Source organism: Paucibacter aquatile, assembly GCF_002885975.1.
Classification (GTDB): domain Bacteria; phylum Pseudomonadota; class Gammaproteobacteria; order Burkholderiales; family Burkholderiaceae_C; genus Paucibacter_A; species Paucibacter_A aquatilis.
Window position 1 is genome coordinate 2,682,621 of sequence record NZ_POSP01000003.1, and the last position, 12,680, is coordinate 2,695,300.

Below are 12,680 nucleotides of genomic sequence, written 5' to 3' on the forward strand. Positions count from 1 at the left end.
TAGTTCTGACAGGTCGGGCCTGTGGCGCGCCCGCCTACACTGCGCCGGGGCTGCTCTGCCCATCACCTCGCCTCGCGACGGCCGAACCGGCCGGGCGCGATCTGCTGCCAGCCTTTGATGCCTTCGCCGCCGATGAGATTCCTGCTCCTGAGCTTGCTGTCGCTGTCCACCGCCTGCGCCCAGGCCAGCAGCACCGTCCACCCCCAAGCCCTGCGCCTGAGCGAAAACAGCGCGCCGCTGCGCATCGATGGCCAGCTGGACGAAGCCCATTGGCAACGCGCCCCGGTGTACGACCGCTTCGTGCAGTTCCAGCCCGAGGACAAGAAGCCGGCGGCCTGGCGCACCACGGTGCAGATCCTGGTCACCCAGGACGCGCTGGTCTTCGGCATCCGCGCCTATGACCCGGCGCCGGATCTGATCCGCGCGCCGCTCAAGCGCCGCGACACGGTGGCGCGCGACCAGGATTTCATCTCGGTGGTGCTGGACCCGATCGGCCTGCGCCGCTCGGCCCAGTTCGCCCGCGTCAGCGCGGCCGGCGTGATCGGCGACGGCATGTTCACCGCCGCCGATGATGGCGAGGATTTCGCGCCCGATTTCGAGCTCGAAGCCGCCGCCCAGCGCCTGCCCGACGGCTACAGCATCGAGCTGCGCTGGCCCCTGGCCTCGCTGCGCTACCCCTACAGTGGCGGCCTGCCCTGGCGCCTGATGGTGGTGCGCAACATCCCGCGTCAGGAGGCCAACACCCTCAATGTCAGCGCCCCGCTGACCAAGGACGCGCTGAGCTTCATCGCCGAGCTGCAGCCCATCGAGGGCTTGAGTGATCTGGTCGAGCAGGTGCGTGAGCGCAGCTTTCTGAGCGTGCGCCCCGAGCTGACGCTGCGCCGCCGCGAGGACCAGGCCGAGGGCCGACCCGACAGCCGCAAGCGCGAATCCAATCTCGGCGGCGAGCTCAAATGGCGGCCGCGCGCCGACTGGGTGATCGATGCGGTGCTCAACCCCGATTTCTCACAGGTCGAGCTGGACGCACCCCAGCTCTCGGGCAACACCCGTTTCGCCCTGAGCCTGCCGGAGAAGCGCCCCTTCTTTCTGGAAAGCGCCGATGTGGTCGGCCAGACCAAGGCCGACGAAGAAGGCCAGAACCGCAGCCTGGCGGCCTTCTACTCGCGCGCCATCACCGACCCCGACTGGGGCCTGCGCAGCACCTGGCGCGGCGCCTCGGCGGACGCCACACTGCTGAGCCTGCGCGATGCCGGCGGGGGCCAGGTCTTGCGTCCCCATGCCTACGGCACCGACAGCTTTGTGCAGCCGCGCGACTCGCAGGCCAGCTTCGCCCGCGGCCGCATGCAAATCGACGCGCTGAACCTGGGCCTGCTGGCCTCGGACCGCCGCTACGGCCATGGCCAGTACAACCGCGTCGGCGGCAGCGACTTCTCCTGGGCCGCCAGCGATGTGGATCTCCTGCGCGGCCACCTGCTGCTGTCCAGCACGCGCAGCCAGCTCGATCCCGACACGCCCGATCTGCGCCCGGGCAGCGAGAACGGCCACCACCTCTGGCTGGGCTGGCGCCGCCGCACCGAGCAGTGGAACACCCTCTTCAATCTGGAAGATGTGTCGCCGCGCTTTGCCAACGACAACGGCTTCGTCAGCCAGTCCGGCTACCGGCGCGGCACGCTCAAGCTGAGCCGGCGCTTCAATGAAGAAAGCCTGGCACCGCTCGGTGAATGGTCACGCTTCCCGACCTACGAGCTGGAAGCCGAGCTGCGTCTGGCCGAAACCCGCAGCGTGCAGGATGCGCTGCACGGCGTGCCCGGCGGCGAGCTGATCGAGCGCCGCGTGCAGCCGGGCTTCTGGATCGCCACCGCGCGCAACACCGGCATCTGGGGCCACTTGGGCCTGGACCAGCAGCGCGCCAAGACCGGCGGCCGCCTGCATGAGCCACGCACCCTGACTCTGGGTTTTGAGTCCAACCCCCACCCCATCCTGGCCTTCATCACCGCCGAGATGGAATGGGGACGCCGCCTCGACGTGGACGCCGACCGACTCGGGCGCGGTGGCAATGTCTGGCTGCTGGCCAAGCTGCGCGTGCCCATGCCCACCGGTCTGGGGCTGGAGGTGGAGCAGCAATGGAGCGAGGGCTATGTGCACGGCGCCCAGCCGGGCCGCAGCTTCACCGACAACTTCCGCCAGACCCTGGCGGTGCTGCACTGGAGCCCGCGCGACTCGCTGCGCCTGATCGCCCAGGCCACCCATTTCCAGCGCCGCGAAGAGCTGGGCCTGGCGGCCGATGCCTCGCACACCCGCCACACCTCGCTGATGTACCAGCACCGGGTTGGTCTGTCACGCGTGCTGAGCCTGGGCCTGACCCGTTTCAACGACAGCCCGGGCGGGCGTCGCAGCACCGAGCTGTTTGCCAAGGCCCAGGTGGCCTGGCAGCCCTGAGCGCCGGCCAGGGCTGACGCCACTCACGCGGCGGGTCGTGTGGGCAGTCAGCGCCCCGCAGGGCCGGGCGCCACAGCATCACGGCCAGTCCAGACCCTTCCAGAAACGAAAAAAGCAGCCGAAGCTGCTTTTTTCTTGCATCCGTTTCAAGCCGCTCCGCAGAACGGCCTGAGGCTGGATCAGTAGCCGCCGGAACGGCCACCGCCGTAGCCGCCGCCACCGCCGGAGCGGCCACCGCCGCCACCGCCGAAGCCGCCGCCGCCGGAACGGCCACCGCCGTAACCGCCACCGCCGCCGCCACCACCGTAGCCGCCGCCGCCACCGAAGCCGCCACCACCCGAACGACCGCCGCCGAAGCCGCCGCCACCCGAGCGACCGCCGCCGAAGCCGCCGGGACGCTCTTCACGAGGACGAGCCTCGTTCACCACGACGGCGCGGCCGTCGAGGTCTTGACCGTTCATGCCGTTGATGGCCGACTGCGCTTCGGCATCCGAACCCATTTCCACAAAGCCGAAGCCCTTGGAACGACCTGTGTCACGATCCATCATGACCTTTGCGGAGGTCACCGAACCAAATTGCGCGAACGCTTCGTGCAGAGACTCATCACGCACGCTGTAGGCAAGATTGCCGACGTAAAGCTTGTTTCCCATGGGGAAGCCCTTTCAATACCAAGAAACCATGTGGAGCTTCAACCCATCGTGAACCATTCAAGCGAAGGTGCGGCGTCCATACACAGGTAAACGATTATGGTTGATGGGTCCAGCCGCAAACACGGGGCCCACCGCAAGTGTTGTTTTTCGGCTGATAGAAGAAACCCTCGGGTTTTGACGGGCGCTGGGCGGACCGAACTGCTGTTTTTCAGCAAATCGGGGCGTCAAGACCGCTGGCTATGATGAGCTCCATGTCCCAAACCCTGTCCTTGCACGCGCTCAACCGCGTGCTGTCCAGTATTGACGCGCCGCGCAATGGGCGCGCCCTTTACGCTCTGCTCTCGGCCTTCTGCCTGGCTGGCCTGATGCTGGCTTCGGCCGAGTCGGCCCTGGCCAAGGCCGACACCACCTTGGGGGTGATCTGGGCCGTGGGCGGGCTGATCACCGCATTTCTCGGCGTCAACACCACGGGGCTGCTGCTGATGGATCAGGCGCGCGGACGCGAGGTGCGCGAGGTGGCCGATGCATTCCATGACGCCCTGCGCACTGCCCCCAAAGTGCTGCTGACCCTGCTGCTGGTGCTGGGCACGCTGGGCCTGGTGGCGGCCGGCTTGATCGGGCTGCTGTACAGCGCCCGCCTGCCCAGCGTCGGGCCAGCGCTGTTCGCCCTGCTGGTGCCGGTCAGTGTGACGGCGCTGGGGGTGATGGCCTTCAGTGGCGTGATGTTGATCGGGCCGCTGACCGGCCCCTCGATCTGGTCGGGCAAGAGCCCGCTGCAAACCGCCCGCATGCTGGCGCACCAGCTGCGCCGCGGCCCCTTGGAAGCGGGTGCCTTGATGATGGCCGTGTTTCTGGTGACGGCCCTGGTCAGCGCGGCGGTCAGCTTCGTGGTGATCAGCGGCGGCCGGGTGCTGGCGCTCTTGATGGTCTGGCTGATCGGCATCGATGTGCCGGCCCAGCAGCTGATGGCCGGCCTGTTCGGCTACGGTCTGCGCACCCTGGGCGCGAACGGCGCGCCGGTGGCCACCCACCCGCTGGCCGTGGCGGCACAGACCGGCGGCGGCGTGGTCTTCGCGGTGGCCCTGGTGCTGCCGACCCTGGTGTATTTGCGTGGCTGCTGCGCGGTCTACCTGGCCCTGCAGGACGCGCCCAGCGACGACGCAGCCCTGTGAACATGCCGGCCTTCGATCCGAACGCGCCGCGCATCGCCAGCCTGGTGCCCAGCCTCACCGAGCTGCTGCTGGCCCTGGGCCTGGGGCCCTGGATGGTGGCGCGCACCGGTTTCTGCATCCACCCGGCCGAGCAGGTGGCGGACATCCCCAAAGTCGGCGGCACCAAGGATGTGAATCTGGACAAGCTGCGCCGCCTCGCGCCCAGCCATGTGCTGCTCAATCCCGACGAGAACCGCCTGGACACGGCGGAGGCGCTGCGCCAGTTCGTGCCCGAGCTGATCGTCTCGCATCCCCAGGGGCCCGAGGACAACCTGGCCCTGTTGGCGCAGATGCTGCACCACTTCGGCCACCTGCCCGGCGTTCGCGAGCGCGCCCAGGCCCTGAGCGAGCGCCTGAGCCACAGCCTGCAAGCCTGCCGGCAACAGGGCTGGCCGGGCGAGCGGGTGCTCTACCTGATCTGGCGCGAACCCTGGATGACGGTGGCCCGCGACACCTACATCGCCCGCATGCTGGTCGAGGTGGGCTGGCAGACCTGGCCCAACCAACGCGGCGGCGACACCGGCGCGGCCCGCTACCCGCAGCTGCGCGGCGACGAGCCCTGGCTGCAGCAGGTCGACCGGGTGCTGCTCAGCTCGGAACCCTACCGCTTCGACGCCAGCCACCTGCCCCTGGCCCGGGCCCTGTGCCCGCAGGCGCAGGTGCAGCTGATCGATGGCGAACTGATCAGCTGGTACGGCCCGCGCGCCAGCGAGGGGCTGGACCTGCTGCGCGCGCTCGCGATGGAACGCGTTTCGGCGCAAGCCGCCCCGCGGATCCACACCGGGGTCGGAAAGAGCGGGTAATTCGGGAGCACGCCAGGGCCTGGTCGCCGGCCCGCCCGGCCCACAATCAAGACCATGGACATCTACAAGCCTCTCGTTGCCCTGCTCGCCATCGTCAACCCGATCGGGGTGATCCCCTTCTTCATTCATTTCACGACCGGCTTCAACCGCCAGCAGCGCCAGCACACCATCCGCGTCAGCAGCTTCAGCGCCTTTCTGGTCATCAGCATCAGCGCGCTGTTCGGCCTCAAGGTGATCGAGTTCTTCGGCATCTCGCTGGCCTCCTTCCAGGTCGGCGGGGGCACCTTGCTCCTGATCAGCTCCATCCAGATGCTGAATGCGCAGCCGGCCGAGTCGCGCAAGGAAGACCTCAGCGAAGGCTCCAGCAAGCTCAGCGCCGGTGCCAGCATTGCCGTCGTGCCACTGACCATCCCCCTGCTGACCGGCCCGGCCACCATTTCCACCATGGTGATCTACGCCGAAAAGACCCGCCACTGGTGGGAGCTGGCCATCCTGGTCGGCTACGGCGTGGTGGTCGGCCTGGTGACCTTCGGCGTGTTCTCGACCGCCGGCCGCATCGCCCGCGTGCTGGGCCAGACCGGCATCAACATCATGACCCGGCTGATGGGTCTGATCCTGGCCGCGCTGGCGGTGGAGCTGCTGGCCGACGGCCTGATCAAGCTCTTCCCGGTGCTGGCCTCGCATCTGGCGCGCTGAAGCCCGCTGCGCCGCCGCCATGTTCGACTACATCATCGTGGGCGCCGGCACGGCCGGCTGCCTGCTGGCCAACCGGCTCTCGGCCGACCCGAGCAAGCGCGTGCTGCTGCTGGAGGCCGGCGGCCGGGACGATTACCACTGGATCCACATCCCGGTCGGCTATCTGCACTGCATCGGCAACCCGCGCACCGACTGGCTGTTCCAGACCGAGGCGGAGCCCGGCCTCAACGGCCGCAGCCTGCGCTACCCGCGTGGCAAGGTGCTGGGCGGCTGCTCCAGCATCAACGGCATGATCTATATGCGCGGCCAGGCGCGCGACTACGAGGCCTGGGCGGCGGCCACCGGCGACCCGGCCTGGCGCTGGCAAGCCTGCCTGCCCGATTTCATCAAGCACGAAGACCACTGGCGCCTGGACGACAACGCCACCCGCGCCAGCCCCGGCTTCAAGGCCGCCCATGGCCACGGCGGCGAATGGCGGGTCGAGCGCCAGCGCCTGCGCTGGGACATCCTCGATGCCTTTGCCGCGGCCGCCGTGCAGGCCGGCATCCCAGCCAGCGATGACTTCAACGCCGGCAGCAACGAGGGCGTGGGCTATTTCGAGGTCAACCAGCGCGCCGGCCTGCGCTGGAACACGACCAAGGCCTTTCTGCGCCCGACCTGCTATGCCCGGCCCAACTTCGAACTCTGGACCGGTGCGGCCGTGCAGCGCCTGACACTGGCGCGCGCGGAGAGCGGTGCGTTGCAGTGCGAAGGCGCCGAAGTGCGCACGCCGCGTGGCCAGGAAAGCGTCGCGCTGAACCCCGGTGGCGAGCTGATCCTGGCGGCCGGCGCCATCGGCTCACCGCAGCTTTTGCAGCTCTCGGGTCTGGGGCCGGCTGACTTGCTGCAATCCTTGGGCATCGCCGTGCAGCAGGACCTGCCCGGGGTCGGCGCCAATCTGCAAGACCATTTGCAGATCCGCAGCATCTACAAGGTCGAGGGCGCGCTCACCCTCAACACCTTGACGCAAAGCTGGTGGGGCAAGGCCAAGATCGGGCTCGAATACCTGATCAAGCGCAGCGGGCCGATGAGCATGGCGCCCTCGCAGCTGGGCGCGTTTGCGCGCAGCGGCCTCGATCCGGACGGGCCAGATCTGGAGTACCACGTGCAGCCGCTCTCGCTGGAGGCCTTCGGCCAGCCTCTGCACCCCTTCAATGCCTTCACCGCCAGCGTCTGCCAGCTGAACCCGACGAGCCGCGGCACGGTGCAGATCCGCTCGCCCGATGCGAGCGAGGCACCGCGCATCCAGCCCAACTACCTCGCCACCGAGCACGACCGGCGCGTGGCCGCCGCCGCCCTGCGCCTGACGCGCCAGATCGTGGCCCAGCCAGCCCTGGCCGCCCACCGGCCCGAAGAGATCAAGCCCGGCCCACAGCTGGAAAGCGAAGAAGAGCTGGCGCGCGCTGCGGGCGACATCGGCACCACCATCTTCCACCCGGTGGGCACCTGCAAGATGGGCCGCGCCGAAGACGCCATGGCCGTAGTGGACAGCCGGCTGCGCGTGCGCGGCGTGGCCGGGCTGCGCGTGGTCGATGCCAGCGTCATGCCCAACATCACCAGCGGCAACACCAATTCACCGACGCTGATGATTGCGGAGAAGGCCGCGGCCTGGATCCTGGCCGGGGCCTGACGGCCCCTGCCGCCCTCAGCTCTTGGTGCTGAAACGCTGCTCCAGATAGGCCAGCAGGGTGCGGATGGTCTGCGCCTCGCCGCCCACCGGTCGGCCGGCGCGGGCCACATCGTTCCAGGCGAACAGGTCGATGTGCAGCCAGTCCTGGTGCTCGGGCACGAAGTACTCGAGGAACAGCGCCGCGTTGATGGCGCCGCCCAGGGCATTGCGGCCGGTGTTGACGATGTCACCGATGCTGCTGGCGATGCCCTCTTTGTAGGGCGCCCACAGCGGCATGTGCCACATCGGGTCTTCCAGCTTCAGGCCCAGGTCGACCAGGTCACGCGCGGTGTCGAAATGCTTGCTGAACAGGGCCGGCAGCTGGGCGCCCAGGGCCACGCGGGCGGCGCCGGTCAGGGTGGCCAGGTCGATGATCAGCTCGGGCTTGTGCTCGGAGGCATAGGCCAGCGCATCGCTGAGCACCACGCGGCCTTCGGCATCGGTGTTGCCGATCTCGATGTGCAGGCCCTGGCGGGTCTTGATCACATCGCCGGGGCGGTAGGCATTGCCCGAGATCGAGTTCTCAACCGCCGGGATCAGCACCTGCAGGCGCACCGGCAGCTTGAAGGCCATGACCAGGGCGGCCAGGCCCAGGGCATTGGCGGCGCCGCCCATGTCCTTCTTCATCTGACGCATGCCATCGGCCGGCTTGATATCGAGGCCGCCGGTGTCGAAGCAGACGCCCTTGCCGACGATGCTCAGCAGCGGGGCTTTCGGGCTGCCCCAGTTCAGCTCGATCAGGCGCGGGGCACGCGTGCTGGCACGGCCGACGGCGTGGATGGCCGGGAAGTTCTGCTTCAAGAGCGCGTCACCGACGATCTGCTTGAACTTGGCGCCATGCTGCTTGGCGATCAGCTGGGCCGCTTGCGCCAGCTCCTCGGGGCCCATGTGCTCGGCCGGGGTGTTGACCAGATCGCGCGTGGCCGAGATGGCCGTGGCCAGGGCGATGCCGCGCTGGGCGCTGGCGTCGGCCGGCAGGTAAAGCGCGGCCGGGGCGCGGCGGCGCGGCTTGTAGAGGTCGAACTGGTAGCCGCCGAGCTCCCAGGACAGGGCGGCCTGCTCAGGCCGCAGCTGCAGGCCCTGCTCGGACAGCACATAGTCACCCTCGGGCAGCGCTTGCGGCAGGGCCGACAGGGCGAAGGGATGGGCGGCGTGCTCGACACCGGCGAACACCTGGCCCAGCTTGCCATCGGCGCCCGGCACCAGGGCGTAGCTGTCGGCAGCGCCCTTGAACCCCAGGGTGGCCAGCCAGTGGCGCGTCGGCGCCGGCAGCTCGGTCACCAGGGCCTGGAAGGCGGCGCGGTCGACCACGGTGATGGCAACGGCGCCGCTGGGCGCCTTGGCTTTCAGGTGAACTGTCATGGTGCGGGGTGCGCCTCGTGGGCGGCTGAGCAATCAAAAGCGGCGATTGTCCGCTTTTGGCGCGCGCAGGTTCAGCAGCTGCGCTGCAAACGCATCAACAAAGCCTGGGCGGCCGGCTGCCCGGCCTGCACCGGCAGATCCGCCGCGGTGGCCAGCAGGCGCTGAGCCGTGCTCAGATGGGGCGTGACCGGGCCGATGAAGCGCAGCTGCGCGCCCGAACCGATCAGCAAGGTCGGGAAGGTTTCCACCTCCAGATCGCCCACCAGCTCCTCGTCATCTTCGATGTCCACCCAGATGAAGCGGTGCTGCGGGAACTGCTCACGCAGCGCGGCCACCACCTCGTGGTAGCTGTCGCAGGTGCGGCACCAGGCCGCGCACAAGCAGGCCACCAGCATGGGCTGGAGGGCGGCATCGGGCGAAGACGGAAGGGCAGACACGGCGGGGCTTGGCATGGTGGCGAAGCTTAGCGACAAAGCATTCACCGACCTTGATCCAAGGTCAAGCCGTTGCGAACTGGCGACGCCCGGCCCGGCAAAGCTCTGCAAAAAATCTTGCCGGCACTGTCAACCGAGGGTTTTCCTGTCGCGTTGACCCAGCAAGCGACAGCCAAGGCAGATCTCCTGCAAGCCGTCGCTACCGTCGTAGCAGCAGCCGCAAGGCCTCTGAATCGCCATGAAAACTCAGCAGCACCCCGAACAACAACCGCGCCGCATGCCCTGCCCCGACTGGGCATCGCTGGACAACAAGGGCCGCAAGCACGAGGCTTTTGAATCCGGCAACTTCGCCTGCGATCGCCGCAGCCTGGCCCGCGCACTCCGCTTCGACCGTAAACGGTGATCCGCTCCAGCGGGTTTTGCGCAGGTTCGCAAAACCCGCTTTCGTTCAGCCCAGCGGCGCCAGCAAGAGCGCCAAATCCTCAGCGCTGAACTTGGCTGCATCGGCCCCATCTTCGCCCAGCACACCCTGCGCCAGGGCCAGTTTGCGGGCCTGCAGCTCCAGCATCCGCTCCTCGATGCTGCCGCCCACCACCAGTTTGTAGACAAACACCGGCTTGTCCTGGCCGATGCGGTGCGCCCGCGCGCTGGCCTGGGCTTCCACCGCCGGGTTCCACCAGGGGTCGACATGGATGACCGTGTCGGCTGCCGTCAGATTCAAACCCACACCGCCCGCCTTGAGGCTGACCAGCAGCAGCGGTATCTCCTCGGCCTGAAAGCGCCGGACGATCTCGCCGCGCTGGCCGATGGGCGTGTCGCCGCTGAGCGTCAGGCTGGGTAGCTTCAGGTGCTGTAGCAGCGCTTCGATCAAGCCCAGCATCTCGGTGAACTGGGAGAACACCAGCACCCGCCGCCCCTCGGCCAGCAGCTCGGGCAGCATCTGCTCCAGCAGCTCCAGCTTGGCCCGGCCCATGTCCGGCGCCAGATCCACGCCCTTGACCAAGGCCGGGTCACAGCAGACCTGGCGCAGCTTGAGCAAGGCATCCAGCACCGAGATCTGCGCGCCGGCAAAGCCGCGCCGGGCCAGCACGCGCCGCACCTGGGTGTCGGCCGCCACGCGCACGCTCTCGTAGAGATCGCGCTGGGCGCCGTAGAGCTGCACCCGCCGCGTCACCTCGGTCAGGGGCGGCAGCTCGGCTGCCACCTGGTCCTTGCGGCGGCGCAGGATGAAAGGACGCACGCGTTGGGCCAGCAGCTGGGCGCGCAGGGATTCGCCGTTTTCCTCGATGGGTTTGCGCCAGAGCCGGGCGAAGCTGCGTGCATCGCCCAGGAATCCAGGCATCAGGAAATCGAACTGTGCCCAGAGCTCACCCAGATGGTTCTCCAGCGGTGTGCCGGTCAGGCAGAGCCGGTGGCGCGCGTTCAGGCGGCGCACCGCTTGCGCCGCCCGGCTGGCCGCGTTCTTGACCGTCTGCGCCTCGTCCAGGATTAAAAGGTGCCAGGGCTGGGCGGCCAAGGCCGCGATGTCGCGCCAGAGCAGCGGGTAGGTGGACAGCACCAGATCGAACTCGCCCAGGCGGGCAAAGTCGCGCGCGCGCTCCGGCCCTTGCAGCAAGAGCACGCGCAGGCCCGGCGCCACCCGGCGCGCCTCGGCCAGCCAGTTGAACAGCAGGGAGCTGGGCAGCACGGCCAGGGCCGGCCGGTCCAGGCGGCCTGCTTCTTTTTCAAGCAGCAGATGGGCCAAAGCCTGGGCGGTTTTCCCCAGGCCCATGTCATCGGCCAGGATGCCGGCCAGGCCCTGCTCACGCAGGTATTGCAGCCAGGCCAGGCCGCTGCGCTGGTAGGGCCGCAGGGTCAGCGCCAGGCCTTGCGGCGGCGCCACCGGTTGCGGGCTGCCGGCCTGCTGCAGGCGCTGCGCCAGGCGGCGCAGATCGGCATCACCCTGGAACTGCCAGCCGCTGCGCGCGTCCAGCGCCAGCAAGCGGCCGGCGTCCCAATCGCTGAGCGGGATCGGACCTTCGGCCCGCTTGGGGTCGCTGAGCAGGTCCACCATGGCGCCGATGATGGGTTTGAGAATGGAGCCTGGCGCTTCGATGCGGCGGCCGCCTGGCGCGTGCAGCAGGATCAGGGCCGCGTCATCGATACAAGCAATGGCCTCGGCATCGAACCAGCGCGCATCACGGCGCAGCAGGTCGGCAATCATGGGCGCCAGGTCCAGGGTTTCGCCGTCCACCTCGACACCGAGGCTGAGCAGCCAGGAGCCCTGGCGGCCCGGCAGGCCCAGCTTCTCGATCTTGAGCTGCCAGGCCTCGGCCGGGGCGGGCCGGTGGGCAAAGCCGGGGCGCACATCCACCTTCCAGCCCGCCGCCTGCAGCGCCGGCACCCGCTCCAGCCAGAAGGCGGCGAAGAACTCCTCCTGGCTGAGCGTCCACAAGGCCTCCAGGCCCTGGGCGGCGCTGGGGTGGCGCCACTGCAGCTGCTCGGGCGCGAGCGGGACCAGGCCGCTGGCCCAGAGCTGATCGCGCGCCTCGGCCTCGGCCAGCAGATCGCGGGCCAGGCGACGCTGGCCGCTGGGGGTGTCCACCCGCTGCTGGGCGGGCGGGCGGCTGTTCAAGAGCGAGCGTGGCGCCTCAGTCTGCCAGCGGCAGCCATCCTCGAAGCGGTAGACCCAGCGCAGCTGGGCCACGCTGACATGGTCACCGCGCGGCCCCAGACGGCCGCCCGGCGCCAGACCCAGCAGGCCATCGCCTCGGCCCAGGGTCATCAGGCGCAGCTCGGGCTGGAAGCGCGCAGGCTCGACGCCCAGGTCAAGCTCGGCAGGCTCGGCAGGCTCGGCAGGCGGCTCGGCCGCGGATGGCGGACTCGGCGCTTGCTCCTCCTCATCTCCCCGCAGCAGCAAATCCATCAAGCGCGCCGCATCGGCATCGGGCAGGGGCGGCAGGCGTTTGAGCTCCTCGCGGCTGGCCTTGCGGCGCAGGGCCTGCACCCATTGCTGCAGCAGGGCCTCGCGCAGCGGCGCGTCAGCCTCGATCTGCAGGCGCAGCAACACCGCCGCAGCATGCTCGCAAAAGCGCTGGGTGCGGCAGCTGCACAGGGCGCTGTAATGCGGCTGGCCGGAGGCATCGGCCACACCTTGCAGGTCGAGCTCGAAGACCTGCTCGCGGGCGCCGCTCACCCGGGCGCTGGCGCCCTGGCCGTCGGCACGGAGCTCCAGGATCTGGCCCTGCAACTGGCGCGCGCGCTGCAGCCGGCCACGCTCGAACAGGCGCGCCAGGACCTCGGCCGTGGGCGGCCAGATGCGCGGGGCCGAAGGGCCTGGGGGGGCGGCTGATGCGGCAGAAGTCTCCAACATGGCGCGCATTGTCGGGGGCGGACGA

At 69.2% G+C, this 12,680-nt stretch carries 10 protein-coding genes; 6 read left to right on the plus strand and 4 right to left on the minus strand.

Translation table 11 applies throughout. The features are described from left to right. Positions 1–132: 132 nt before the first annotated feature. Complete coding sequence (locus C1O66_RS14690) at positions 133–2,439, plus strand: carbohydrate binding family 9 domain-containing protein (RefSeq protein WP_102768567.1); 2,307 nt, start codon at positions 133–135, stop codon at positions 2,437–2,439. Positions 2,440–2,618: 179 nt separating this feature from the next. Here C1O66_RS14690 and C1O66_RS14695 read toward each other — a convergent pair whose 3' ends face one another. After that, the gene (locus C1O66_RS14695) at positions 2,619–3,089 is read right to left on the minus strand and encodes an RNA recognition motif domain-containing protein (protein ID WP_102768568.1); all 471 of its coding nucleotides are present in this window, start codon (positions 3,087–3,089) and stop codon (positions 2,619–2,621) included. Positions 3,090–3,340: 251 nt separating this feature from the next. Here C1O66_RS14695 and C1O66_RS14700 point away from each other — a divergent pair, with 251 nt between their 5' ends. From C1O66_RS14700 to C1O66_RS14715, 4 genes are read left to right on the plus strand one after another with little or no spacing between them, the layout of a single operon-like run. Beyond that, positions 3,341–4,261 (plus strand): hypothetical protein, encoded by a 921-nt coding sequence (locus tag C1O66_RS14700; RefSeq protein ID WP_133155232.1) that lies wholly within the window; start codon positions 3,341–3,343, stop codon positions 4,259–4,261. 2 nt (positions 4,262–4,263) lie between these two features. After that, positions 4,264–5,103: a helical backbone metal receptor gene (locus tag C1O66_RS14705; RefSeq protein ID WP_102768570.1), complete on the plus strand. Its 840-nt coding sequence runs from the start codon at positions 4,264–4,266 to the stop codon at positions 5,101–5,103. 54 nt (positions 5,104–5,157) lie between these two features. Further along, positions 5,158–5,799: a MarC family protein gene (locus tag C1O66_RS14710; RefSeq protein WP_102768571.1), complete on the plus strand. Its 642-nt coding sequence runs from the start codon at positions 5,158–5,160 to the stop codon at positions 5,797–5,799. Between the two features lie 19 nt (positions 5,800–5,818). Next, positions 5,819–7,468, plus strand: a complete 1,650-nt coding sequence (locus tag C1O66_RS14715) for a GMC family oxidoreductase (RefSeq protein WP_102768572.1) — start codon at positions 5,819–5,821, stop codon at positions 7,466–7,468. 15 nt (positions 7,469–7,483) lie between these two features. On the opposite strand, the gene C1O66_RS14720 is transcribed toward C1O66_RS14715, so the two are convergent. Both C1O66_RS14720 and C1O66_RS14725 read right to left on the minus strand, forming a co-directional pair. Beyond that, positions 7,484–8,869 (minus strand): leucyl aminopeptidase family protein, encoded by a 1,386-nt coding sequence (locus tag C1O66_RS14720; RefSeq protein ID WP_102768573.1) that lies wholly within the window; start codon positions 8,867–8,869, stop codon positions 7,484–7,486. 71 nt (positions 8,870–8,940) lie between these two features. Next, positions 8,941–9,306, minus strand: coding sequence for a thioredoxin family protein (locus C1O66_RS14725; RefSeq protein WP_223696691.1), 366 nt, complete (start codon positions 9,304–9,306; stop codon positions 8,941–8,943). A gap of 235 nt (positions 9,307–9,541) precedes the next feature. Here C1O66_RS14725 and C1O66_RS23940 point away from each other — a divergent pair, with 235 nt between their 5' ends. Further along, positions 9,542–9,706 carry a hypothetical protein gene (locus tag C1O66_RS23940; protein ID WP_165794623.1) on the plus strand — a complete coding sequence of 55 codons (165 nt, stop codon included), beginning with the start codon at positions 9,542–9,544 and terminating at the stop codon, positions 9,704–9,706. A gap of 45 nt (positions 9,707–9,751) precedes the next feature. On the opposite strand, the gene C1O66_RS14730 is transcribed toward C1O66_RS23940, so the two are convergent. Next, on the minus strand, positions 9,752–12,067 hold the full coding sequence (locus C1O66_RS14730) for a DEAD/DEAH box helicase (RefSeq protein ID WP_409994017.1): 2,316 nt from the start codon (positions 12,065–12,067) through the stop codon (positions 9,752–9,754). Between the last annotated feature and the right edge of the window lie 613 nt (positions 12,068–12,680).